Raw genomic sequence first — 25,687 nt, 5'->3', positions numbered from 1 at the left:
CAAAGTTAATCGGAATGAGGAGAGTTAAATGAAGAAGCGACAACAATTTTTTACCTTATTATGGACAGGATTAATGTTAATAATGCCTGTTGTTTCAGTTATTGGTAGTGCACAAACGGTGTCTGCGAGTGAGACAAAGGTTACACAAGTGACACCACGTACTGCATCTAGTACGGATTATCAAAAAGCAATGGTGGCTGGGGCGCAACAGTTGTTGAATAATGGCCAACCAGATGTATGGTCAGCGTTAGCAGCTATTCAATCAGGCGTGACACTGAGTGCAGCGCAACGCTTGAGTTATCATAATGCCTTGGTTGCGGATGCACAATCAATGCTCGCTGATCAACGTTTTTCGGCAACCGATTTAGAAGTGTTGGTAATTGGGGTAACAGCACTTGGTGAAGATGCAACCAACTTCGCTGGTTTAAATATAATTGATAAAATTATTGAAAAAGCACCAACTGGTGGGATCAACGGGCAAGTTTACGGCATCATCGCCCTTAGCATGCGTGATTATGGTGCCAAGGCACAGCAAGCGATTGATAGTTTAATTCCAACGGTTTTACAAGCACAAAACGCTGAAAATGGCTGGGCTTTTTTCGGTAGTAAAAGTGATTTAGATACGACCGGGATGACGATGACGGCGTTGGGGATGCATCGTGACTTCCCAGGCGTTCAAGATGCGCTAGATAAAGCGGTAACGATGTTGAAAGAAAAAACATTTGTTGCACAAACGGGTGGTTTTTTAATCCCTAGTGTTTATATGACAGAAGAAAACTCAAATAGTACGGCAATGGTTGTCATGGGCTTAATTGCAGCTGGAGTTGATCCAGTCACAACATTTGTTGGCGATCAAGGCGCTAACCCGATTTCACGGCTGGTCGCTTATCAAAGAGCAGATGGACAGTTCCGCTGGAATATTAATAACGATATGGGATCGCTAGCGATGTCAACTGAACAAGCCGTTTATACGTTAGCCCAATACCGGTTGTTCCAAGCGGGAAAAGGCTCAATTTATGATTTTAAAACGCCAGTTATTGAAAAAGCATCGGTAAAGGTCCAAGCAGTTGATGAAAAGGGACAAATTTTAAAGAGTCTTCAATTAGCTGAACAACCCGTTGGTCAAACCATTACGGTGAATGCTAATCAAGTCGCAGTTGAGGGTTATGAATTATTAGGCAATGCACAACAAACTGTTCAAGTTGCTAAAACGGGAACGACCGTGACGTTCCAGTATCGGAAACAAATGATTGGGACAATTCCTGCAGCGCAGTTTGCTGACGTTACGGTGCAAGCAGTCGATCAAAACGGCAAAGTGTTTAAAACAATTCAATTGCAGCATCAAAGAGTTGGACGCACAATGTTGATTAATGCATCTGATGTTGCAGTTGAGGGTTATCAATTAAAAGACACGCCAACCAAATCCATCACGATTAATGCAGCGAATAATACAATCAGTTTCAAGTTTGAACGACAAGTGACTACGGTTGAAAAAGAAAATAAACACCAAGCAGACAATCAAGATCATGCTCAAATAAAGCAAAAGCAATTACCACAAACGGGTGTTAACTCAACAGTAGTTGCTTCTGTAGCCGGCTTGATACTTTTGACTGGGATTATTGGCAGTTGGTTCAAGCGTCAAGTTGAACATCGTTAGGAGTTAGATATGTCTAAAAAGAGAATCATTGCGATTATCGGTAGTTTAGTTATTTTAAGCGGCATCGGATACGGTACCTATCAAAGTGTGGCTCAAGATAATCCGTCTACGCGTAGTCAACATGTTAAAGAGGAACATAGATCAAAAAAACGGGTCAAGCCAGCAACTGTTGGTTTAGATGGTAAAGTTAAATCTAAGGCCTCTGAGTCACATAGTAGGGCGGTATCTGAAAGTCGGAAAACAGCTGAAACGCGCAAGTCCAGCAGTCAATCTGAACAGACAAATGAATCATCACAAAAATCGGCCTCTAGCAAACAATTAGCATCGCAACAAGCTGTAGAACAAGGCTCGGCAGTCCAATCGGCATCGACCCAATCCGCCATTAATCAATCGTCACAATCAACTGAAAGTAAACCAGTTACACCGCCCACTACGACGCCCCAACCAGTCCTTGAAAAGGTGAGCGTCAATGTTTATGGACCAATTAGTGAAGGTAATCCGAAATGGTTGAACGGTGATCAAGTTGAAATCAAGGATGGGGATATGGTGATTGATGTTTTAAAACGTGATTTGCAAAGTCGCGGGATGGCACTATCCTATCGTGGGACGGGCGGCGGCGTCTATATCAAAGGCATTAATGGGCTATTCGAATTTGATAAAGGACCGTTAAGCGGATGGCTTTATCGAGTGAATGGCAGTTTTCCTAACTATTCTTGTGGTAATTATCCTGTTAAGAGTGGAGATGTGATTGATTGGATGTATACGGAAAATCTCGGGAACGATCGCAACGCGCCTCAGGGTTAAAATCGCAACTGGTCTTTGATCAATTAAATCCAATCGTCATCTTTGCGTATTACGTGATTGCAATTGCGTTCTCAATGGTTTTTATTCATCCGATTTTTCTTGTAAGTGAATTGTTGATGATGATTGCAGTGAACTTGCTTGCGAAAAACCAGAAGAAAACACTGGGGACATTGCAGGGTGCATTGTTCATGATGCTCTTTATCGTCGTGATGAATCCTATTATGAATAATCATGGGGCGCACGTGATTGCGACGTTTGGTGGGACGGTGATCACAGCAGAGGCTGTCATGTACGGTTTTTTAATGGCGCTTTCGCTGGCGATCTTAATGCTAGTGTTTGTTTCCTATAATCAGAGTATGACGAATCATAAGTTCTTATATTTATTTGTGCGGATTTCACCGCAACTAACTTTATTAACGATGATTACGATGCGGTTTGTCCCACTATTTATTCGGCGGTTTACCAATATCAAGAATGTCCAAAGAACACGTGGTGTGCAGATGGAAACGGGGAGTGTTAGAGCCCGATCACATGCCGGGATGCGTTTGATGGAAGTATTATTGATTAATTCATTGGTTGACGCACTACAAACGGCTGATTCAATGACGGCCCGTGGTTATGGGTCACAGAAGCGAACGAGTTATCAACGTTATCGATTTACCCAACGGGATGGTTGGGTATTGGCAAGTCTTGTAGCAGGCAGTGCACTTTGTTTTTATTTTGCTAAACAGGGGATTGGCCGCTTAGCGATTTATCCAATACTTGGCTCGATTCATTTGAATCAAATTGGTTGGCTATGTTTAGTGTTAGTCTTATTAATTGATAGTTTGCCGCTATTACTAGAAGGATGGGAATATTTATGGTGGACATTGCGCAAATAAAACAATTTAATTTTCAGTATGCATTAGCAACCCAACAAAATCTGAAAGACATTAATTTAACCGTTCAGACGGGTGACTTCATTACGTTAGCTGGGAACTCGGGTAGCGGGAAGACCACCTTATTGCGCCAACTCAAAAAAGAACTCTGGCCCGTTGGTAAACGGTCGGGTGAGATTATTTTCGAGGGCCAACCGTTAGCTGATTTATCGCAAGGGTTAAGTGCGCAGAAGATTGGGATGGTCTTTCAAAATCCGGATAACCAATTAGTGATGGATACGGTCATTCAGGAACTCGCTTTTTCACTCGAGAATATTGGTGAAAAGAGTGCAAATATTCAAAAACGAATTGCCGAATTAGTCAGCTTTTTAGGTTTCCAAGATTTGCTGTATGCTTCCGTGCATGATTTATCGGGTGGCCAAAAACAACTGGTCAACCTAGCGTCGGTTTTGATTTTACAGCCAGATCTTTTACTGTTGGATGAACCAACAGCGCAACTCGACCCCATTGCGACCAAAGAATTTATTAGTTTATTGCAACGGGTACATGACGAACTCGGCATCACCGTGATTATCAGTGAACACCAGTTGGATGATATTTTACCGCTCTCTAATCAACTTTGGTTGATGGATGGCGGTGAGATAACGTATCAAGGACCGGTTGCTGGTGGATTAGCAGCAATTTGGGCGCAACCGGCATTGCGTGAATTCGTCCCAGATGTGCCACACGTCTTTTTACAAAATGAGTTGATTGCACCGGCTGATATTGCGGCATTACCATTGACCGTTGTCAGTGGGAAGCAATTGATTGAGCGGCAACAATGGCAGTTAACGCATGCTAAACGTAAAATAGCCACGAACGACCAAGTAACAATTCTGCAGGCCAAACATGTGAGCTTTCAGTATGAAAAAAATGACCCTTATGTTTTAGATCAGCTCAATCTAGAGGTTCATACCGGCGATTGGTTAGCGATTGTTGGTAAAAATGGGACTGGTAAATCGACGTTGTTGAAGCTTTTGATTGGTTTATTACAACCGCGCCATGGTGCAATCAAGTTACAGGGGAAGAAGATCGGTAAGTGGGCGCAAGCTGAACTTTTCAAAACAGTGGGTTATCTCTCACAAACACCGAGCGATCATTTCAGTTATGATAGTGTCCGTCAAGAATTTATCGAACGGGCGCGGCAGTTAAAACGCGTAACACCAGAACAAGTGGCAGAAGAGATGCTAGCAAAGCTCGGTCTTCAAACCCTTGCTGAACGTAACCCGCAAGATGCCAGTGGCGGCGAGCAACAATTGATTGCACTCGGGATTGTATTGCTAGCGCAGCCGCAGTTACTCTTGTTGGATGAGCCAACAAAGGGCCTTGATCCGATTCGCAAACGGGCGTTGGGTGAATTGTTAACGCGTTTACAAGCGGAAGGCTTAACGTTGATTATGGCAAGTCACGATATGGCCTTTAGTGCCCGGTTTGCTAGTCAGTGTGCCTTATTATTCGATGGGACGATTGTATCGGAGGAAGAACCTTATGCCTTTTTCGCGCATAACTTCTTCTATACGACAACCATCAACCGAATGTTACGCAGTCAATTGCCCGAAGCCCTGAATTGGGAAGAGGTGCACGCATGAAAGCTTTAAAAAATAGTTGGACCACGTTTGGATTGGCTTTCTTGATTATGGCGATTTTCATGTTGTTTATCGTCACTTTAAAAGGACAGCATTTTCTGATCTTCAGTTTTATCTGTTTGATTGCCAGTATGCTGCCATTTTATTGGCGGTTTGAAACCCGGGATATTCGCGCCCGTGAAATTATTTTCATCGCGGTTTTAGCGGCGATTGCGGCAGTCACTCGGGTACCATTTGCACCATTGCCCAGTGTTCAGCCAACTAGTTTTGTGATTATCGTGTCGGCATTAGTCCTTGGTCCAGAATCGGGTTTTATTGTCGGTTCGACCGCCGCGATTGTCTCGAATATGTTTTTGGGACAAGGGCCATGGACCCCATGGCAAATGTTTTGCTGGGGCATGATGGGCGTTACGGCAGGCTTAATTAGTCGCCATCAGTGGGCACAGAATAAATACTTGCTCTGTATTTTTGGGTTTGTCTGGGGCTTTATTTTTGGGTGGATTATGAATCTGTGGTATTTTGTCGCATACGTCAATCCACTGACGATTAAGACTTTTATTGCAGCCTATGTCGCGAGTTTCTATTTTGACTTGGCCCATGCTTTATCAAATGTTTTTTTTATTTTCTTCTTTTATCAGTCGTGGTACCGAATCATCAGTCGCTTTAAAGTGAAGTATGGTTTGTTGGCGACGGAAGATGAGCTATAAAATTGAGCCCTCACCAAAGTGGTGGGGCTTTTTTTAACGGACATCATTTCATACTTGAAAGTTCACAATTTGGTCCCAACTGCTTGGTATTCTATAAATATCAGATAAGCATCTCCCAAGTAAGTGAATCTGAGCAAGTTAATTTTATGAGACAATTCCTCCCTAAAGAAGTGTCTTAGCAACACCCAATGAGTTGTAGTTTAACGGTAGAACCAATCATCTAAATTGAAATTCCTCCCAAGAAAATCAAAAGCGATTGGCTATTAAAAGCGAAGCGTAAAATGAATGATTGATGTGGGTTCAATCCCCGCAACTCGATGACTGTTGTGTTAAAAAAGCCGCAACCAATTTGGTTGCGGCTTTTTTGCGTTTAGTAGACCAATCCCTGTTTACCAGTCGTATGGCCAGTTAACAGTTTATCAGTAATCATTTGGAGATTAGCGACCGTTAAGCCTGTGTAGTGGGCGGTGGTGATTGGATGCAGAATCCGCGCATCGATTAGCCGCGCAATTTGTTGGAGAATCGCCCCTTGACTAGTGGTTTGGAATTGATAGTCCGTTTTAGTGAACATGTACTCAAATGAAAATGAGGCTGATTTAGGCTTAAGCAGTGCGAGATCAAGTGGATGCGTATTGCTAACAATCGTACCGACTTGTCCAAACGGTTTAATCAGCCGTGCGACCTCTTGGAGATAGCTTTCAATATCATAAAGGACCGCGATGGCATCAAAGGTGTTATCCGGAAGACTGGCTAAGTTGTCTAAGCTGCTAGGTGAATGATAATCCAGCGGGTGATCAACTCCGTTTGTTTTTAGCCAGTCGAAATGAGTGAGACTGCTTGTGGCAGTGACGGTGAATCCGGCCCACTTAGCGAGTTGACTGAGAATTGATCCAACCCCACCGGCACCATTGATAATCAATAGTTGTTTGCCACGATTGGCATTTTGTTCAGCGGTAAAACCAAGCTTTTCAAAAAGTAATTCATAGGCGGTTAACGAAACAAGCGGTAAGCCGGCAATCTCCGCGGCACTGATTGTACTAGGCGCAAGCGCACAAATCGCGGCCGGAACACATTGATAGTGTTGGAAACTGCCATCGATCTGGGTACTGCCGGCATAGAAGACAACATCGCCAGGTTGAAAGTTGGTCACAGTGGCGCCGACCGCTTGCACGGTACCATACCCGTCATAGCCTAAAATGGTTGTGGTGCTAGCTCGTCTTTTAAGGTCGACAGGGTTGACGCTACTTGCCCTGACTTTGATCAGTAGCTCTTCAGGTTTAGGCGTAGGGATTTCACCAGACACTGCGTGCCAATTATGTTCGGTATCAAGTTGGATTTGGTGATTAGTGGTCATGATGACGTCATCCTTTCTGAATAAAATGGTTAGTCTAAGCCTACTGCTAATCACCGCATAATACAAAAAAAGACGCCCAATTAAGAACGTCTTGAGTTCATTTAAATTGCTTCAACAGTAACTTCTTCAGTTGGTTCATCTGCAGAAGTTGTCTGTAAAAATTGATCGCCTGCAAGATCTTTGTAGAATGCCATATAAGTTGCATTCTTATATGGCGTTAACCAGAAATAGCCAATGCCAAGTGAGAGGCCAGCTAAAATATCCCAACCTAAGAAGCTTAGTTGTAAGACGAAAAACCGGAATTTATGCCCATTCATTAACTCACGACTCTTAGTGATACAATCTAAAAAGCTAACGTCAGCTTGTGGATCGTTATCTGTTAAGTCCTTGAAGATATAAGAAGCTTGAGAATAAGCGTAGCCTTTAATGATCCCCGGAATAATGAATAACAATGCCCAAAGGAATGTAAATAAGCTAGCTAAAATTCGAATTAGAAAAGCGCCCAAGAAATAACGTTTTGAGAAGACACTGAAAGCTCCTTTGAGTGAACTAAAATCAGCATCTTTCGAACGGAGCCAATCTAAGAAAGTAAAATTAATCCCAAGTGTAATGAGCCCCAAAATGAAACTTGGAATTTGACCAGCAAAACTACTACCAGACGAATGGCCCGAAAAAGATTCATTGGCAGCCATTGATGGGTCGGTGTTTGCGGAGATGGCAATCATGGCCATCAAGACTGCTCCGACAATAATCACCCCAATAATTGATAGCAGAGTGGGGATGATGTTCAACGTAACGGCCTTTCCCCAATGACCAGCAAATAATGACTTAACTTCTTTTTTAAGTGAAGCGCGTGATTGATACTCTCTTTCCATGATAATTCCTCCCTTACTACGTAGATAAATTATACTATTAATTAATGGCTGAAATCAATTTATTTTTAAGTATCTTTGAAAGGATTGTTGGGGATTAGTTGTTGAATGCACTGGTACATCAGGCATTCTATAAATAATAGCACATCATAATTAAATAGTGTAAAATATAAAATTAGCTATTTTGGTTAAGGGGATGTATAGAATAAATAAGGGTCGATTAGAAGCATTTAGCGATGCTGTCATCGCGATTATTGTCACCATTATGATCTTGGAATTTAAAACGCCAGAAACACCGGAAATTAAGGCACTTTTGGAAAATGGTCCCTACTTTTTTGCGTATATCATTACGTACGTTTTCGTAGGGGTTGCTTGGTATAATCATTACTATATGTTTTCGCTGACGAAACGAGGAACAAAGCGTATTTATTGGCTGAATAATATTTGGTTATTATCCATGTCATTTTTACCCGTTGCAACGGCTTGGACGGGGCGGTTCATCAATGAACGCGGTCCGGAATATTTTTACTACGTGGTTCATCTGATTTGGTTATTGGCCTACTTCTTCTTGAGTGATGCATTGGCGAACGCCAATCGTGAAGTCGCCCCTGAGCGGTATCAAAAAATTAAAGCCATGCCGATCTATAGCACGATTACTAGACCTTATTTCTGGGTGATTCAAGTGATTCTATTAGTCGCTATTTATTTCTTTCCACCCATCGAATTAATTTTCGTAATGGTCGAAATTTATACGATTGGGAATCGTACCGACAAAGAAAGTGATCAATTATTCAATGATTAAAAAAACACCGCTAGCCTATTAGGTTAGCGGTGTTTTTTGGGAGATCTAGAATTTAATAACAACTTTCCCGGTTGAGTGATTCGTAGCACTTAGTTGATGGGCTTTGATCAAGCCATCAGCAGAAAATGGGAAGACAGTATCGATAATTGATTTGACTTTACCATCGGCCATTAATGCGGCAATCTTTTTAAGTTGATCACCATCTGGCATTAACCAGATGGCTTTGAAAGTCATATTGGTATCTTTAATGATGGCCGCAGTTTCAGGCGCTTCACCAACGATTGAAATTTGGCGACCTGTTTCAGGATTGAGGACAGCCCATGCATCGACTTGTCCTTGACCCCCGATAGTGTCGATAACGAGATCGACATTGTGGGCTTTATCGGCCACTTTTTCAGTTCGATAGTCAATGATTTCATCAGCGCCAAGTTCACGGACAAGATCGAAGTTCTTCGCACTAGTTGTGGTGATAACGTGGGCGCCCATTGCTTTTGCGAATTGGATAGCATATGAACCTACGCCACCTGAACCAGCTTGGACCAGGACGGTTTCGCCTGGTTGTAGGTGACCGTGGTTAAAGAGTGCTTGCCAAGCAGTTTCGCCAGCTAATGGGACGGCAGCCGCTTCTTCAAAAGTGACATTGACTGGTTTTGGTGCGATTAAGTTGTCATCAACGGCAACGTATTCAGCATAAGTACCACGATTTGAAGTGGCAGGTCGTGCGAAAACTTCATCACCAACGTGCCATTCTGTTACGGCTGATCCAACGGCAACAACGACCCCGGAAAGGTCCCAGCCAAGAACGATTGGGAATTCCCATTGGAACATGCTTGTGAGATGACCTTCACGTAATTTCCAGTCGAGTGGGTTGATTGCTGTCGCTTTAGATTGAATTAGGACTTGGTGTTCACCAATTGTAGGCATCGGTAAAGTAATCATTTCAAGTTGGTTTTCGTCACCATATTGTTGGATGGCAACAGCGTGCATTGTTTCTGACATATGAATAGCCTCATTTTCTTATTATTAGTAAGTGTAGTGTACCAATCAAATGGTTGTTAAGTCAATTAACAGGCTTAAAAAGTAAAAGAAAAGCACCCAATTTGGTTAATTGGATGCTCAGAAAATAATGCTGTTAATCCTCAAAGTCTAACCCGTTTGAGTCAGCACTCTATAGTTCTTCTTCTGCTATTTTTGCTAGTGTTGTTTTTGATGGGATGAAGAATAGGGCACCAGTTGTTGGTTCACTGAAGTCGAGTAGGTGGTCATAATTGCCGGCTGGTTTGCCGACGAACATGTTGGTTAACATGCGTTTTGTCACTGACCATGTTCGAGAATAGCCGATAAAGTAAGTACCGGTCATTTTTTCGCCAGGGTTTGCGTATGGAACGTTCATGCGAACAATCTTATGTTCCACACCGCCTTCGTTATCTTGTGAGACAACGTTGTGCGCGTTGGTTGGCTTTTCGGCGTCAGCAAGTTCTAAGTCAGAAAACTTTTTGCGGCCAATTGTTTTTTCTTGTTCTTCAGTTGAAGTATGGTTCCAGCTGTCCATGGCATGGATATATTTCTGTGCAAAAGCGTATGAACCGTTGATGAATTCTGGATCTTCATCGCCGACTAATGCGTATTCAGCAGTTTCATCGATAGCGGGATTTTCCGTACCGTCAATGAAGCCGATGATCGCGCGGCCTTCGAAGTAACGGAATCCGTGTGTTTCATCAATCGTTGTTGCGTTATCAGAAATGAATTGCATCATTTGATCTAATACTTCATAACAAACCGCCATTTCTTTGGCCCGAATATGGAAGAAAAGATCGCCTCCGGTTGCGACGGCATCATGTTTAGGGCTTGGAATTGCCTTGAAGGGTTCCAATTCCTTTGGTTTTGGTGCGTTAGGGAATAAGTAATCCCAAGCATCCGAGCCAATCCCGAAAGCCACGCGTAAGTGGGCATCTGGGTAACGGATATTCATGCTATTGATGATCGCTGGAATGCGCGCTGCTAATTCGGTAACAGCCGCTTTGTCCGTCTCGGCATCTTGCCGATTCAATTTCTGGGTGACGAAAATGATGTTCTCGCCAGCATCTTTAAAAACGTCTTGTGCATCTGTGGGTGTAATTGCCATGTTCAGAACCTCCAAATAAAAATTTAAAGTTAGTTATTTATAATCATTATTATCTAGCTCAGTGCAAGCATACCAAAAAATGGTTTTTTTTACCAGTCCCAATAATTAAAAAAAGACATATTATTTGTAACGCTTATATTTTAAGCGGTATACTTAAGTAAGTGAAACATAAAATCATCAGGAGGTCTTTATTAATGGTAGCACAGAAAATAAACGCATCAGATGCAATGTTAAAAGTCATGGCAGACTGGGGAATTGACCATATTTTTGGTTTACCCGGTGGCTCGTTTGATTCAACGATGAATGCACTACATAACCAGAAAGCGATTATGCGTTACATTCAAGTGCGCCATGAAGAAGTCGGTGCACTAGCAGCGGCGGGTGAAGCCAAAGCGACTGGCAAGATTGCTGCTACATTTGGCTCAGCCGGACCTGGTGCAGTCCACTTGTTAAATGGTCTCTACGATGCTAAATATGATAATGTTCCTGTATTAGCATTAGTTGGACAAGTTGCTACGGGTGTGATGAATACGGATTATTTCCAAGAAATGAATGAAAACCCCATGTTTGCTGATGTGGCAGTCTATAATCGGACGGTAATGACGGCTGAACAGATGCCACTTGTAGTCGACCAAGCCATTCAACAAGCCTATAAACACCGCGGCGTAGCAGTTGTCACGATTCCAACTAACCTAGGCTGGGAACCGATTGAAGATAACTTCGAGGCCACTGCAAACTTATTCCAAATGGGCAATTATCCAGAGCCAAGAAGCGCGGATATTGATCGTACATTACAGTTAATTAAAGATGCAAAACAACCCATTATTTATTTTGGTCAGGGTGCACGTGCTGCGGGTGAAGAATTGGTTGCTTTATCTGATCGGTTGAGTATCCCAATGATGTCATCAGCCCTTTCAAAAGGGATTGTTGCCGATGACCATCCAGCTTATATGGTTTCAGCTGGGCGAGTAGCCACGAAACCCGGAGTTGATTTGGCAGAAGCTGCTGATCTAATCTTATTTGTCGGTAGCAATTATGAATTCGGTCAATACTTCTTCAAGCCAGATGCCAAATTTATTCAAATTGATATCGATCCTACTAAACTAGGACACAGACACCATGTGGATGTCGGAATTTTAGCGGATGCTAAGACGGCATTAAAGGCATTGCTAGCCGCGAGTGAACCAGTTGCCAAAAAATCTGCCTTTTATAAAGCAGCACTCGCCAACAAAGAAAACTGGAATGAATGGAAAGCCAGTTTTGAAGAAAACGATCAAACACCGTTACGTGTGGAACCCGTCTTCAAACAAATCAATGAGATGGCCACTGACGATGCCATCTTTAATCTCGATGTTGGGAATGTTTCAATCGATGGGGTGCGTTTCTTGAAAATGCATCCAGGCCAACGTATGACGTTATCAGCATGGTATGCCACAATGGGTTGCGCAGTGCCTGCAGCAATCGGGACCCAGGCTGCCTACCCTGACCGTCAAATCTGGTCGATTAGTGGTGACGGTGGCTTCACGATGGTGATGCAAGATATTATCACGCAAGTTAAATACCAAATGCCAATCATCAACGTTGTATTAAGCAACGATTCATTCGGATTCATTGAAGCTGAACAAGATGATAAGGGTCAACCACACTCAGGGGTTGCCATTCAAGGGGCAGATTACGGTGCAGCAGCAACAGCGATGGGCGCAAAAGGATTTACGGTACGGACATTAGCTGAATTGAAAGCTGCTTTTGCTGCTACTAAAGGCACGAAGGAACCTGTTGTGATTGATGTTAAAATTGCTAACGAACGTCCGTTACCCGTTGAACAACTCGTGATTGATGATCAAACACAGGATCCAGCAGAAGTAGCGGCCTTTGTTGAAAAATATCATGCACAAGGATTGAAACCATTTCGGACGTTCTTAGAAAGTTAAGATTTTTTAAATCAGACTAGCGACCGATAAAAAATAATGTTGAATGTGGTAAATTATAATTAAAATTAACCTTGGAAGGAATTCAGCGGATGAGTAGAACAATTTCAAGATGCTTAATCAGCGCAACGTCTCTCATGGCATTAATCGGAAGCATCTCATTGGCTATTTATTGGTCTCGGCTTGGTCTTTTTAATAACACGACCGCGTTGCAGGCGTATTTGGGGCACTCTGTGCTAATTGGTCCGCTGATTTTCATCACGATTCAGATTATTCAAGTTGTGATTCCTGTCATTCCAGGCGGGATTAGCACCGCAGCCGGGGTTTTGGTATTCGGCCCACTTTGGGGGTTTGTTTATAATTACGTCGGGATTGCAATTGGTTCTATCTTGAACTTCTTATTAGCACGACAATTTGGGAAGCCGTTCATCTTACACGTCATCAGTGAAAAAACGTATGACAAGTATATCGGGACAATTACGGAAAAGAAAAACTTTGCGCGCTTCTTCGCACTTGCGATTTTCTTACCGGTCGCACCAGACGATGTCTTGTGCTTGATGGCTGGGCTCACCGAGATGTCATTGAAGAAATTTACATGGATCATTATTTTATGCAAGCCAGCTTCAATTGCAGTGTATAGTTTTGCGCTGGTGTATGGCGGTCAATTCCTAATGCAATTAATATAAAAAAAGGCCCAGGATATTTTATCCTGGGCCTTTTTTGCGTGTTTAGGCGGTTTTTCTCTTTAACCCGATGCCAGTAACGGCACTGAGAATTGAGAAGATTGGTGATAAGAGACTGAAGAAACAAAATGGAAGGTAACTCAAGGTAGGGACGCCTAAAGTATTAGCGGCAAAAACGCCAGCGACGCCCCATGGAACGAGGTAGTTGATAACTGTCCCACCATCTTCAAGGGCGCGCCCTAAAGCAAGATTACTCAAGTTTGATTTTTCAAAGGTGCTCTTGAAGGCTTTACCAGGGAGAATCACAGAAAGGAATTCTTCACCGATAAAGAGGTTAACGCCAATCCCAGAAGCAATAACGGCGCTGAGCAATTGACCTGGCGTCTTAAGATGGGTAGCAAGAGGGGCCATCACGCGTTCGATTAAACCAAGCTTCATTAAGAGGCCACCGAGGGTTAAGGTTAAGATAATTAAGGCGACGGTGCTTAACATGCTATTAATCCCACCGCGTGAGAGCAAGGCATCGATACTTTTATCGCCGGTGTGGGCAACAAACCCATTTTCAATGTAACTCGCAATTTTAGCAATTGGTGTGTGTGGGTTGTGGAAAAAGATTAAACCGATTGAAACGGCAATGTTTAAAAAGAGTGTTGGAATTGCTGGCATTTTAAGGCGAGCACAAACGAAAATTAAGATGATTGGAATTAGTGCAAGTAGGCTAACTGAAGTGTGCGTGTTTAAGACAGCAACCGTCGCACCAATTTTATCGAGGGAGACATTTTTCGAGGTGTGGCCAATGATAGCGTATAAAATTAATGAGCCAACAAACGCTGGAACCGTGGTCCACATCAAGTTCTTAATATGTTCAAATAGATCTGTTTCAGTAACCGCTGCGGTTAAGTTTGTTGATTGTGAAAGTGGCGATGACTTATCACCGAATATTGCCCCGGAAATAATAGCTGCGGCCACGATGGTAGTGTTTAGTCCGAGTGTGGCTCCAATCCCGAAGAAAGCAATGCCGACGGTTGAAATGACGGTAAAGGCGCTCCCGATGGCACTGCCGACAAGCGCACAGACGACGAAAATCGAGGGAATGAACCAGTGGACACTGACCATTTTGAAGCCCCAGACCATCAGGCTAGGAATCACACCGGCGGCAATCCAGATACTGATTAAGGCGCCGACGAGAATGAAAATAATGATAGGAATGATTCCGCTTTTGAGACCATCTTCGATACCAGAATGAATGGCGTCCCAGCTAAAGTGCCGCCAACGGGCCCATAGAATCAAGAGGGCAATCGCCGTTAAGACGGGTGTTTGTGGTGAAAGTTGGAAAACAATCACGCCGCTACCCATGATGGCTAGCAGAATAAGTAAAACGATACTTGCTTCTAATAAACTAGTTTTGTGTTTTGTCATTTAAATCGCATCCTTTTAAGTTTAATGGTTAGGCTGGTGCGACAAAAGACTGATAACGGAGGATTCCCCCGCACGATGCAATCTTGAACATGAAAATCCCTCCATAGTTGAAATGTGTTTTTGATTGGCAATGTTCTATGCAAATGTTTAGATATTAAGCGCTAAATCACGCACTCTACAAAAAAAGTCCCTACTCGCTGATGCGAATAGGGACGATTGGAAACCGCGGTACCACCCAGTTAACGTGTCATTTTAAGGTAACACACCACTCTTACAGGTGATAACGGTCCTGTTAATTAGCCGAATCATCCATTCAGTATTTCGTAACAATTACCCTGATCGGTTCGCAGCAACCACCGACTTTCTGACACCCAGATAATGCACTACTTAGTTTGAATTAAGATGACTTATGATTGTTATTCAATTTACGGTAGTTCGAATTAAAAGTCAAGCATGAACTTTAGAAAAAATTTGTATCTTGCAAATTGTAACTGTAATCTAACTGGTAAGAATCGCTTGGTAATGGGACAGTTTCAGCAAAACGCTGCTCGAATTCGTCGAGGGGCAAGCTTGTCCACAGACGAAAACTGTGATCATCATAAGCGGCCCAATCACAAATTTTAGTTAATTCGGGATACCGTTGTAAATCAGGAACAGGTGTCTCAATAAAGTGTAAAAAATAATCATAGGATTCGGCTTGTTGAGAAACGGTCGAAAATAAATGGAAATAATCGCGGAATGTCATCGGTATGCTCGCTTTCTACAAGAGTAATTAATCGTTATTAGTATAAACTGAAAAAGTGGTATACCATAACTTTGGCGCTTTTGTTTAATGGAAACATAAGAATTTACTTGGCGCAACACTGTAAGTGGGTTACTATGAGTGTTGATATGACAAAGGAGTTGTTCCAGATGCAGATTAGGACTGCCACAACTGAACTACGGCATTTTCAACCAATGGATCTTGAAGTGGTCTATCAAATTGGTTGTCAAAAAAAGATTGTGACGCAGCTAAATATGACGGCTTTTCAATCTCAACAAGAAGCACAGTCGTTTCTAACAATGTTGATGAATGATGAGGATGCTTGGGCGATTGTTGATCGCACAACGCAGGTGGTGCAAGGATTGATAATGCTCGCCCCTACCCTTAGTGCGGATGGACAATCAGTCGCGGCATATGAACTCAGTTTTGCCATCTTACCGGCATATCAACGACGTGGGATTATCAGCGCAGTATTGCCGGCAACGATGCAAGCCTATGCGCAAGAAACTGGTGTAAACACCTTTAATGCGGCCTGCTTTTTAACCAACCAAGCATCGCAAGCGAGTTTACAGAAAGTTCAGTTCGAGAAGACTTATCAATCACAACTACCGGATTATTTAGGCGGGCAACGAGTTCAGTACTACCGCCGAATAGTGAACGTTTTCAAATTGTAAAAATAACATGGTTATAACCGTAATAAATCACGGTTTAAATGAGAAAGCTATGGTATAATCGGTTTGAAAGACAAATGGGGGTTAATCAAATGGCAAACGAAAACGACCAAGCCTATGCACGGAAGTTAGCGCAAATTGAGGCAAACGAAAATTTGACGATTCTATCAAGTATGAACCAGGTTAATGATGAAAAGGTTAAGCAGTACATCGTCTATACAGACTATCGCGAAAATGGTCAACAAGAATCGACAAGTTCGATTTTTGTCTACACACCATACGCTAACGTCGACCGCTTTGGACATTCAACGGTTGATTTTCAAACACAACTCTTATTTGAAACCAATAAATGGAAAAAAGAAATGCACATTACAGTTCTTGAAACATTGGGAGCAGCTTCACGCTTAGCTGTTTATGATTTCCAAAATCTTGGTTTAGCACAATTGGCAGTGAAAGCCTTCTGTAATTTAGCGAATAAGTTGGAAATTGAAACAATTGATGGTAATATCAGTACGTTCGATAGAGATGATTTTAAGAAAGTTGCACACATTCTTGAAAAATATGGGTTTGAGGTACAAACCGACGCAGGTCAATCCTCTGGTTCATTCATTAAGACGCGAAAGGCGTAGTGCGCGACTGTTAAAAAGGGGATAGGGCTAATGCATTTAACACGGGCGTTTGAACAAGCAACTTGTATTATCGTACTTTTGGCGACGCAAGATCCTGAACACACAATTTCGTCTGAAGTCATTCATCATCGCTTAGGCGGGTCACAGACTTACCTACGCAAAATTATTCGTAAGTTAGTAGTGGCTGGGCTAGTGAAATCGGCTTCTGGTAATAGTGGTGGTTTTACACTAGCGCGGCCAGCCGATGAAGTTTCAATCTACGATGTTGTGTTGGCCACGGAAGGACAAATTAAGTCTTATCCAGATACGGGTAAGTTGGATACGGTCTTCAATGACTTCCAACCCGTTGCTAAACAAGGAACATTGATTATTAACGCTGCGTTCCACAAGGCGGACATGCTATGGGCGAACGAGTTAAAACGGCAAACTGTTTCTGGCTTGATTATTGAGACAATTGGGCATCAAGCCATTCCAGTGATTGATTGGAATCAATCAGCCGAACAGCGTGAATTACTCATCCAGAAGATCATTAAAAATTTAAAATAGAGTGAAAGCAATCCGGTTGTTGGATTGCTTTTTTTGTGCTGAAATTGAAAATTAGTTTTCAATTGATTAGTTGATAGTTTCAGAAAATTGAGAATTTATTTAAAAAATGGACAATGGCATATCCAATTAACGCCGTACCACTTGTTAACAAAGGATTAAGATTAATAGTGAAGAAAATAATTAACACCAAAATTAAAAATATATATTTGCTGAAAACTTATTATTTTATTACATAAAACGTACTCTGAATTAGAAGGAGTAGCGAATAGAATGAGACGAATGAAGCAACGATTTGGATTGTTATTAGCGGTGGTTGCCACTTTTGACCTGATGTTGATGGTTAGTCATCAACCAGTTCAGGCGGAGAAAGTGACTTATTCGGTTACGCCCGTCTATCCTGATAATCAAACGGATACGGAGTTGGGCTATTATGATTTAAAAGTTACTCCTGGTCGAAAACAAGAAGTTGGTGTGCGGGTTCAAAATAGTGGAACAAAACCAATTACGGTCGATGTGACCCCTACGACAGCGACAACCAATGAAAATGGATTGATTGATTATACAGGAACCAATACTAAGCGAGATAGCACGTTAAAGTATTCGTTTAGTGATATGATGTCGGGCGCGCAACGGGTAAAGGTACCGGCTAACGGTGAACAGACGGTGACTTTCGATTTAACAGTGCCAAATGAATCATTTAAAGGGCTGGTTTTAGGTGGCTTTTATATTTCACAAGTCCCTAAGAGTCAGGTTGATCAGGCGTTGGAACGAAAAGGTGGGGCTACTTTAACCAACCAATATGCCTACATTCTTGCAGCTAAACTGACTGAATCAGATGAAATGGTGCATCCTAGTCTACGGCTGAATAAGGTGAAAGCAGGATTGATCAATAGTCATACTGCCGTTTTAGCCAATGTTCAGAACGTCAAAGCTAATTCAGTCGGTAAGATGGTTGTTAAAGGTGAAATCCGCAAAGTTGGGTCAAACAAGGTTCTGTATCAGAACAAACGCAGCGACTTAGAGATGGCCCCTAATTCAAACTTTAATTACGGGATTGATTTAAAGAATCAACCATTAAAAGCCGGTAAATATAATATTAAGTTACGCGTAACATCGAATAAGGGGAGTTGGCTACTTTCTAAAAACTTCGAGATTACCCGTCAGGAAGTTGCAAAATATAACGATAAGGCCGTTGAATTACCAGAGAACAATAACTGGTGGTTATATGTCATTATCGGTATTATGATTGTCATTATCCTACTATTGATAATTCTTTTATGGCGGAAATCACGCAAAGATAAAGAACAATAAGCAAAATGAAAACCACGATTGAAATAATCGTGGTTTTTTAATGGAAATAATTGACGTGGTTGTGTGAATTCTGTATACTCATTTCTAACAAGATAAGAGGTCGCAAAAACCATGAGTCGTTACCCTGAACTGACTAAGCAGTAATGAGGGATAATTAAAGGGGAATTTGCCGAAATGTCAATTTGCTTATTCATTTTGATGTTGGGACTTGGTTGAATAAATCAAGGACTGTCGTAACGAAATGTTACGGGGCGCTATCAACGGATATTATAAGGCTATCAGTCTTTTTGTCGTTTTTAGCAGACAAAAAGACTGTTTTTTTGTTTGCTAGAACGTGGTTGGGGCTTTTTCTTGAAATCATAGAGAAAAGAGCGAAGTATTATGGCAGGAAATGAAATGAAGCGGGAGTTAAAGACGCGGCATCTTTCGATGATTGCGTTGGGCGGTAGTATCGGGACGGGCTTGTTTGTGACAAGTGGTTCAGCAATTGCAAAGGCAGGTCCAGGTGGTGCATTGTTAGCCTATTGTGGGATTGGGATTATGGTCTTCTTCTTGATGACCAGTTTGGGTGAAATGGCAACGTACTTGCCTGTCTCAGGTTCTTTCTCAACCTATGCAACGCGGTTTGTTGATCCAGCCCTTGGTTTTGCGTTAGGGTGGAATTATTGGTTTAACTGGGCGATTACGTTGGCGGTTGATATTAGTACCGCGGCACTCGTTACGGAATTCTGGCTTCCTGATATGCCAGGGTGGATTTTTAGCTTAGTCGCACTATTATTAATTTTCTTGATTAACATCACGAGTGTTAAATCATTCGGCGAAACGGAATATTGGTTTGCGTTAATCAAAGTGATTACGGTCATTATTTTCTTAGGTGTTGGGTTACTAACGATTCTCGGGATTATGGGTGGCCATCATACTGGCTTGAGTAACTTCACTTATAAGAAGGCCCCATTTGTTGGTGGGTTACCAATGATGTTGAGTGTCTTCGTCATTGCTGGCTTCTCATTCCAAGGCACCGAACTAATTGGGATTACAGCTGGTGAATCAAAGACCCCAGAAAAGAGTATTCCAAAGGCCATTAAACAAGTTTTCTGGCGCATTCTGCTATTTTATATTCTTTCAATCTTCGTGATTGCTTGTTTAATTCCTTATGATAGCCACTCATTGTTGGGCGCGAGTGAAACGAATATTGCTGTTAGTCCATTTACGTTAGTGTTCAAACGGGCTGGGTTAGCTTCTGCAGCCAGCATCATGAACGCAGTGATCTTAACATCAGTGTTATCAGCGGCAAACTCAGGGATGTACGCTTCATCCCGGATGTTGTGGTCAATGGCTGAAGATGGCTATGCAGCTAAAATTTTCGCTAAGACAAGCAAACGTGGCGTCCCAGTAATGGCACTGATTGGTACAACAATCATAGGAGCTTTAACCTTTGTGACAAGTATTTTTGGAACTCGGATTTATTTATTCTTAGTGGCAGCTAGTGGGTTGACTGGGTTTATTGCTTGGTTAGGAATTGCTGTGTCACATTATCGTTTCCGTCGTGCGTTCAAGGCACAAGGTCATCAGTTGAGCGAATTGAAATATCATGCACGTTGGTTCCCATTTGGTCCCATTTTTGCATTCGTGCTTTGTTTATTGGTGATTGCAGGGCAAGATATTCAAGCCTTTAAGAACTTCGATTGGACAGCGATTGGGATTAGTTATATGAGCATTCCATTGTTTGTCGTACTATATGTTTACTATAAAGTACGGTACAAAACTAAGATGATTCCACTAGAAGAAGTTGATTTATCAAAACATAAATAGCGTGCGGCTTACGGAGCACGTTTAGATTACAAAAAGGCCCGACAATTTAAGTTGTCGGGCCTTTTTGCGTTATTGTAGCGAGCGTTGATCACCAGCTTTGAAATATTGTTGATAAGGTGTTAATCGTTGCTTGAAGAGCTCGTTGACTGTCACGAAATGTCGTTTTTGAGCGGTTTGTTCTTTAGCAATTGCGGGTAATGCCTTAATCGTTGCCTCACTTGTGTGCAGTAGGACAAGATCACCACCTGTAATACGCTCATTTACATTTTTGGCAATTGTCGGCGCATCAATATCTAAGCGCCAATCTTCCGAATCAACACTCCAAGCGATTAGTGCCCGGCTAGCAGCGGTTGTTAATTCCGTACTAGGGGTTTCGGTTGTGACCCGTAATAAGTGTGGCAATTGACCACTGGCTTTGAAGTAGGCGGCATCGGTTTGCTTGAGGTTATCGGCAATTTCTGACGCGCTCATTGTATCCAAGTCATCATCGTTGTTATACGCTTGGGTGCCAACGACATGGCCAGCTTTGAGTAATTGCTTCAGTTGATCCGGATGTTCTTTAGCTGCTTTACCAGTAGTGAAAAAAGTTGCTTTGATGTTTAAATCGTTTAGTTGATTAATGACACTCGTAATAGTGCTAGGTTTTAATGTCGTATTAAAGGTGAGTGCAATCTTTTTAGCACCACCTTTTTTGGAAGGCATTTGATTGTCTTCTGGGACAAGGTTGGGATTGAGGTATGGACCAACCGTTGCCATTGGCAGGGCAATTGTTTCAATATCAAGAGGATTCTTTGCGAATTTCAATGTTAGACCATCTGTTGTAAAGTCAAAATTGGTTGCTTGATCATTTCCCGGGAAATCAAGTGCTTCCAATTGTGTAAGTTGTTCGGGGGTATAATCATGGGCTTGTAATTGTTGGTTAATTGCAAGTTGACGAATCATCGGAATTGTTGTGCTATCTTTTTGTAAATCTTTAAACGAAACCGATGTTGTATTGTGCTGCATATCATAGATGGCTTCAGTTCCAGTTTGTGAAAATAAGCGTTGATAACGGGTCTTAAACCGTGATTTTACAAAACCATAAGCCTCGGCGGTTGGCTTAAAAGCATACGTATTGTCTTGCAAGTTCTTAGCAGTATAACTGACGTACAACGTGATATGGTCAATGTCGGGTGATTCTTTGTGTGCTTTTGCATAAAGCTGATTACCGAGTGCGACTTCTTGTTTTTGTAAATCGATATTGGCCCCATTTTGGTTTTGTGGGACAAAATAATAGATTTTTCCATGCGGTTTGGCTACAGCGTAGATTTTAAAGGCCGCGTACTGACCGCTTGCTTGGTCATTAAAATCACTTAAAGTTGACTGCTGCATATTCTTTTGCGACTGTTTAAACTGCTCTCTCATAAAATATTGGTTCTCAAAATACATAATGGGTATTAAGAAGAGTGTCAGAACAATCAAAGTCCATTTTTGCCAAGTCCGCATGAATACTATCCTCCAGTAAGTTTGTTTATCTAAATTTAGTATACTGAATTTAATCGCGACTTGAAAGTATTATTCGTGAACTAGTCTACATACCCGATGCTCCGATTTCACCCAATCATGATAAAGCCGTTTTTGGTCAGGGCCACGATTTTCCAGGCATTCAGGTGCCTGAGATTCGCTCTGTCACATTAGCTGATCCGGGTGCCAAAAATGCACAGTCTGTAAAATCGAATGGCCATGCGCAGTTTAATTATGCGGATGGCACACTGCATGCGGCCCCGCAGTACGGGATTACAGGACAAGTCGACCTAGTTAACCCGCCTGATTCTTTTGGGTTATACTATCGTGTTAATGCAGATCAAAATGCAGTGTGGCAACCGGTGATAACCGATTCGCAGTTGCATTTATCGGAGAGCTTTATGGCACAGCTAATTAATGCTAGTCAGAATCAGACAGGGAATCCGACTACTACGGAGCAAGGGCTGCATTGTGATGTCATGCGGACAAGCGACATTGAGTTTGCGTTGTCTGAAAAGGCGGCAAGTGCACCTATTGCAAATGATGATTTAAATCCAATTGATAAATTCCAATTCAAATTAACTTTAAACGGGGCAGTAGAAGTTGGCATCCCGAAAACAATTACGTTTGATGACGAAATTTTGGGTCAAAGTAGGGGGGACTAATCGGACGATTGCGCTAAATGAGGTACCAAGTGTACAACTAAAAGTGGCAGATAATGGTACACCAAAAGCGCCGAAAGTAGTCGTATGTAATCCGTTGTGTAGTCATTTTGATTTACAACTAGGCTATCTGGGGATAAATCAACGACCCAATAATCCCTTTTATATGCAAGAAAATTTTAAATACCGCTTAAATGATAGTGATGCAAAAGCATTAACTAATGAGTCACCCGATAATCAATGGATTGATGGGATTCTACAGCGGCCAATCAGTGAGCAAGATTTAACGAGTTATGGAACCACAGTTGGTTGGAAACAAAGTCAGTTACAGTTATCACTACCTTATAATGATGCTTATCAGATTGGCCCATATAATGCTGATTTGAAATGGCAATTGGTGATTTAAGTTATTAGCGTGTCAGGTTTAATTAGAGCTGATGACGAAATTATTTTCAGCTTTTGAGGCGGTGTGTGTTAATAACGCATTGCCTTTTGTTATACGCAACAAATATCGCTGTAGAATGGTTATGCTTTAATATCGATTGATGGTAAAATATATATCAATTATTTGGAACAAGGGGTTAAGCAATGTGGATACCAATAGTGTTTATTTAACATCGGCAGAAAAAGATAAGTATGCTCTTTTCTTAGATATTATTAATGTCAAATGGGATGAATTACCCATTAAAAAACGAATGAGCATGGCTAAAAAGGGCGAAGCACTAATCGATGACGTCAATTTGAAGCAAGTGGCAACATTGTTAGACCGTAATTATAGTAGCTTATACAATACGTATGTCAGTATTGTTGGGGATCTGCAGGCAATATTAGGGACGGAGGAAGATGATGTTAAGCGACTCTTCGCAATTCCAAGTGATGTCTATCATTTATATTTAGTACAACATTCTGACATCTATGATTTCGTACAGATTCTATTGCGGGGCGGGGATATATCGTTTAAAACCTTCTTAGCAGAGCATGATAGTAGTAAAGCAACTGTATTACGTCATTTGAAGCAAGTCCGCGATCTAACCCGCGCCTTCAACTTACGGGTTTCATACGAACCAATCCGGTTGGAAGGTGATGAGAAGACAATTCGATTGGTCTTATCCGCCTTATACTGGTTGGCGTCTGGTGGGCATCAATGGCTATTTGAAGAAATCAATCACGAATGTGTTTTGTCGGCCTTTGACTATGTCTGTGATGAATTTCAATTGCAAAAGCCTAACCTATTAACGCACGAAATTGGCGCCACGATTCTGGCAGTAACTTATTATCGAGTGATGGCCGGTGCAGTCGTGCAGCCCGATGAAAAATTAGCAACTATTCGGTATCCCTATCCTAATTTAATCAGTGATTTACTTGCAGCCGATTTCACTAAAGAATCAACGGGATTACGAACTTGTTTGGCAGAGTTAACGTTAACGGAAGGGCGTTCAGAAGCCGCTGGACTATTCTTCTTGTTACGGTATTGTCCAGTACCGTTACGCTCAATAACAAGTACTAAGGTGACTGCTGATTGGGCAGATGAACGTTATATACCAGAAATTCATCGTTTTGTGACTGCCTTTTTGGAGCGTATTCCATTTGATATTATGCATGAGTTAGAGATTTCGCAGCACACATATGATATTTTCAAAAATGCGTTGTTAACGACTACGGTGACGACCTATATCCTTGGGATGGACGCGACCTCTGTCGTTTTTAATGAATTAGTCATTCGTATGCCGCAGCTAAAACCCAATGAACTACTCCATAAAAAAATTAGTGATACCGTAGATTACCTCTTATTCGAACCAGCTTTTAGTTTTTTAGCAAGTGGGCGGGAGAATTTGATAAAGGCTTACTATAATTTAATTCAACAAGTCATCCAGCAGTATCATCCTGTAAGCCAGGTGAAGGTCGCACTCGTGATTGAGCAAGATTACATTGGCTATATGGATATCTTAACAGCACTCGATAATATCAAATATGTCGCTGTTAGTACGACCGATGAAGCTTTACGGGATGCAGACCTGATTGTTCGGACGTCGAGCATTGCCTTACCCGAAAACGTTAATCCGGAGGCGTTATATTTTACGTGGCGCTTAAATGCTAGTAGCGATCACTATGCCCGGCTGTATGGCATTATTCATGAATTATGGATGCAAAAAGGTACCCAAGCATAATAAAAAAGCCGTTCGACAATTTGTCGAACGGCTTTTTTTGTGCAATTAGGCACCCATATTTGCTTCTTGTTCTGCGTTTAAGGCTTTCACCCGTTCGTCAATCATTTCGATGACTTTTTGACGATCAGCTTCGTTTTCAACGAAGTCTAATTTGTCACCATCGATTTGCATCTTGGGACTTTCGTCATAGGCTTCATACCAAGCATCATAACGGCTGTTTAATTCTTTATAATAGTCGTAGAGGGTTGGATCGGCTTCTAGTTGTTCGTATGAACGACCACGTTTTTGAATCCGTGAAAGCATTGTTTCGAAACTAACGCGTACATGGATTAATAAGTCAGGGCGTTTCTTGTGGGCAGCAAATGGCAATTCTTGCATCATGTTGGCTAATAATTCGTCGTAGACACGGACTTCGGTTGCGGTAGCGCGACCAAGATCAGCGTTCAAGTGGAAGAGTAATGAATCTTCGAAAATTGAACGGTCTAAGATGTTGTTATCATCTGTATATGCTTGTTTGATACTATCAAATCGTTTGTTTAAGAAATAGATTTGTAGTAAGAACGCATATTTAGTTGGATCTTTGTAGAATAATGGTAATACTTCATTATCGTCTACTGATTCGTAAAAGGCTTCAGTGCCTAAGTGATCAGATAGATATTTGGTTAAACTAGTTTTTCCTGCACCAATTGTGCCAGCAAGTACGAGCAATGTCATCAGTCTCCCTCTTTTGACCATAAAATGTGTTTAAATTATTATTGATATACAACA

The 25,687-nt window shown here is 41.8% G+C and carries 24 protein-coding genes and 1 riboswitch; of the genes, 16 read left to right on the top strand and 8 right to left on the bottom strand.

All coding sequences use genetic code 11. From position 1 onward, the window contains the following. The first annotated feature begins 28 nt into the window (after window positions 1–28). From LCU_RS07410 to LCU_RS07390, 5 genes are read left to right on the top strand one after another with little or no spacing between them, the layout of a single operon-like run. On the top strand, window positions 29–1,657 hold the full coding sequence (locus tag LCU_RS07410; protein WP_056966896.1) for a MucBP domain-containing protein: 1,629 nt from the start codon (window positions 29–31) through the stop codon (window positions 1,655–1,657). Window positions 1,658–1,666: 9 nt separating this feature from the next. Next, a complete protein-coding gene (locus LCU_RS07405; RefSeq protein WP_056966894.1) occupies window positions 1,667–2,461 on the top strand; it encodes a DUF4430 domain-containing protein in 795 nt (264 codons plus the stop codon). Then, window positions 2,410–3,342, top strand: a complete 933-nt coding sequence (locus LCU_RS07400; protein WP_056966892.1) for an energy-coupling factor transporter transmembrane component T — start codon at window positions 2,410–2,412, stop codon at window positions 3,340–3,342. Before LCU_RS07405 ends, LCU_RS07400 begins: the two co-directional genes overlap by 52 nt. Beyond that, on the top strand, window positions 3,321–4,967 hold the full coding sequence (locus tag LCU_RS07395) for an ABC transporter ATP-binding protein (RefSeq protein WP_128486131.1): 1,647 nt from the start codon (window positions 3,321–3,323) through the stop codon (window positions 4,965–4,967). The genes LCU_RS07400 and LCU_RS07395 overlap by 22 nt, the downstream gene beginning before the upstream one ends. Further along, complete coding sequence (locus LCU_RS07390; protein ID WP_056966267.1) at window positions 4,964–5,671, top strand: ECF transporter S component; 708 nt, start codon at window positions 4,964–4,966, stop codon at window positions 5,669–5,671. Before LCU_RS07395 ends, LCU_RS07390 begins: the two co-directional genes overlap by 4 nt. Before the next feature lie 370 nt (window positions 5,672–6,041). Here the strand turns inward: LCU_RS07390 and LCU_RS07385 are convergent, their stop codons facing one another. Beyond that, window positions 6,042–7,025, bottom strand: a complete 984-nt coding sequence (locus LCU_RS07385; protein WP_054644108.1) for an alcohol dehydrogenase catalytic domain-containing protein — start codon at window positions 7,023–7,025, stop codon at window positions 6,042–6,044. A 101-nt stretch (window positions 7,026–7,126) separates the two neighbouring features. Further along, a complete protein-coding gene (locus tag LCU_RS07380) occupies window positions 7,127–7,900 on the bottom strand; it encodes a DUF975 family protein (RefSeq protein ID WP_056966265.1) in 774 nt (257 codons plus the stop codon). A gap of 193 nt (window positions 7,901–8,093) precedes the next feature. Between LCU_RS07380 and LCU_RS07375 the strand changes: the two genes are divergently transcribed. Continuing rightward, on the top strand, window positions 8,094–8,699 hold the full coding sequence (locus LCU_RS07375; protein WP_371857628.1) for a TMEM175 family protein: 606 nt from the start codon (window positions 8,094–8,096) through the stop codon (window positions 8,697–8,699). Between the two features lie 45 nt (window positions 8,700–8,744). Here the strand turns inward: LCU_RS07375 and LCU_RS07370 are convergent, their stop codons facing one another. Beyond that, window positions 8,745–9,686, bottom strand: coding sequence for an NADP-dependent oxidoreductase (locus tag LCU_RS07370; protein ID WP_056966270.1), 942 nt, complete (start codon window positions 9,684–9,686; stop codon window positions 8,745–8,747). A gap of 181 nt (window positions 9,687–9,867) precedes the next feature. Continuing rightward, window positions 9,868–10,824, bottom strand: a complete 957-nt coding sequence (locus LCU_RS07365) for a Dyp-type peroxidase (RefSeq protein ID WP_056966263.1) — start codon at window positions 10,822–10,824, stop codon at window positions 9,868–9,870. A 194-nt stretch (window positions 10,825–11,018) separates the two neighbouring features. Here LCU_RS07365 and spxB point away from each other — a divergent pair, with 194 nt between their 5' ends. Then, on the top strand, window positions 11,019–12,755 hold the full coding sequence (gene spxB, locus LCU_RS07360) for a pyruvate oxidase (RefSeq protein ID WP_056966261.1): 1,737 nt from the start codon (window positions 11,019–11,021) through the stop codon (window positions 12,753–12,755). 89 nt (window positions 12,756–12,844) lie between these two features. Next, complete coding sequence (locus LCU_RS07355) at window positions 12,845–13,438, top strand: TVP38/TMEM64 family protein (RefSeq protein WP_056966259.1); 594 nt, start codon at window positions 12,845–12,847, stop codon at window positions 13,436–13,438. 42 nt (window positions 13,439–13,480) lie between these two features. Here the strand turns inward: LCU_RS07355 and nhaC are convergent, their stop codons facing one another. Together nhaC and LCU_RS07345 are read right to left on the bottom strand one after the other, a co-directional pair. Further along, window positions 13,481–14,854, bottom strand: a complete 1,374-nt coding sequence (gene nhaC / locus LCU_RS07350) for a Na+/H+ antiporter NhaC (protein ID WP_004270096.1) — start codon at window positions 14,852–14,854, stop codon at window positions 13,481–13,483. A 460-nt stretch (window positions 14,855–15,314) separates the two neighbouring features. Continuing rightward, a complete protein-coding gene (locus LCU_RS07345; protein ID WP_056966257.1) occupies window positions 15,315–15,599 on the bottom strand; it encodes a hypothetical protein in 285 nt (94 codons plus the stop codon). Window positions 15,600–15,766: 167 nt separating this feature from the next. Here LCU_RS07345 and LCU_RS07340 point away from each other — a divergent pair, with 167 nt between their 5' ends. The 5 genes from LCU_RS07340 to LCU_RS07320 all read left to right on the top strand — a co-directional run bounded on the left by LCU_RS07340 (window position 15,767) and on the right by LCU_RS07320 (window position 20,586). Then, window positions 15,767–16,291 (top strand): GNAT family N-acetyltransferase, encoded by a 525-nt coding sequence (locus LCU_RS07340; RefSeq protein ID WP_235805400.1) that lies wholly within the window; start codon window positions 15,767–15,769, stop codon window positions 16,289–16,291. A gap of 89 nt (window positions 16,292–16,380) precedes the next feature. Continuing rightward, on the top strand, window positions 16,381–16,917 hold the full coding sequence (locus tag LCU_RS07335; RefSeq protein ID WP_056966253.1) for a hypothetical protein: 537 nt from the start codon (window positions 16,381–16,383) through the stop codon (window positions 16,915–16,917). A 30-nt stretch (window positions 16,918–16,947) separates the two neighbouring features. Continuing rightward, window positions 16,948–17,463 (top strand): Rrf2 family transcriptional regulator, encoded by a 516-nt coding sequence (locus tag LCU_RS07330; protein WP_004270106.1) that lies wholly within the window; start codon window positions 16,948–16,950, stop codon window positions 17,461–17,463. A 270-nt stretch (window positions 17,464–17,733) separates the two neighbouring features. Then, window positions 17,734–18,774: a WxLIP family cell surface protein gene (locus tag LCU_RS07325; protein ID WP_056966251.1), complete on the top strand. Its 1,041-nt coding sequence runs from the start codon at window positions 17,734–17,736 to the stop codon at window positions 18,772–18,774. A gap of 86 nt (window positions 18,775–18,860) precedes the next feature. Further along, a riboswitch (Lysine riboswitch) is annotated at window positions 18,861–19,038 on the top strand. Between the two features lie 117 nt (window positions 19,039–19,155). After that, window positions 19,156–20,586: an amino acid permease gene (locus LCU_RS07320; RefSeq protein WP_039098828.1), complete on the top strand. Its 1,431-nt coding sequence runs from the start codon at window positions 19,156–19,158 to the stop codon at window positions 20,584–20,586. A gap of 69 nt (window positions 20,587–20,655) precedes the next feature. On the opposite strand, the gene LCU_RS07315 is transcribed toward LCU_RS07320, so the two are convergent. Beyond that, complete coding sequence (locus LCU_RS07315) at window positions 20,656–22,071, bottom strand: polysaccharide deacetylase family protein (protein WP_056966249.1); 1,416 nt, start codon at window positions 22,069–22,071, stop codon at window positions 20,656–20,658. A 164-nt stretch (window positions 22,072–22,235) separates the two neighbouring features. Here LCU_RS07315 and LCU_RS07310 point away from each other — a divergent pair, with 164 nt between their 5' ends. The 3 genes from LCU_RS07310 (at window position 22,236) to LCU_RS07300 (ending at window position 24,919) form a co-directional block, all read left to right on the top strand. Next, window positions 22,236–22,754 carry a hypothetical protein gene (locus tag LCU_RS07310; RefSeq protein ID WP_054644114.1) on the top strand — a complete coding sequence of 173 codons (519 nt, stop codon included), beginning with the start codon at window positions 22,236–22,238 and terminating at the stop codon, window positions 22,752–22,754. Then, window positions 22,693–23,157 (top strand): hypothetical protein, encoded by a 465-nt coding sequence (locus LCU_RS07305; RefSeq protein ID WP_208642714.1) that lies wholly within the window; start codon window positions 22,693–22,695, stop codon window positions 23,155–23,157. The genes LCU_RS07310 and LCU_RS07305 overlap by 62 nt, the downstream gene beginning before the upstream one ends. Window positions 23,158–23,341: 184 nt before the next feature. Then, window positions 23,342–24,919: a helix-turn-helix domain-containing protein gene (locus tag LCU_RS07300; RefSeq protein ID WP_056966247.1), complete on the top strand. Its 1,578-nt coding sequence runs from the start codon at window positions 23,342–23,344 to the stop codon at window positions 24,917–24,919. Window positions 24,920–24,964: 45 nt separating this feature from the next. On the opposite strand, the gene LCU_RS07295 is transcribed toward LCU_RS07300, so the two are convergent. Beyond that, a complete protein-coding gene (locus LCU_RS07295; RefSeq protein WP_004271313.1) occupies window positions 24,965–25,633 on the bottom strand; it encodes a deoxynucleoside kinase in 669 nt (222 codons plus the stop codon). Window positions 25,634–25,687: the final 54 nt, after the last annotated feature.

It is taken from the genome of Latilactobacillus curvatus JCM 1096 = DSM 20019, assembly GCF_004101845.1.
Taxonomy (GTDB): domain Bacteria; phylum Bacillota; class Bacilli; order Lactobacillales; family Lactobacillaceae; genus Latilactobacillus; species Latilactobacillus curvatus.
This window is presented reverse-complemented; position numbering and strand designations above follow the sequence as displayed.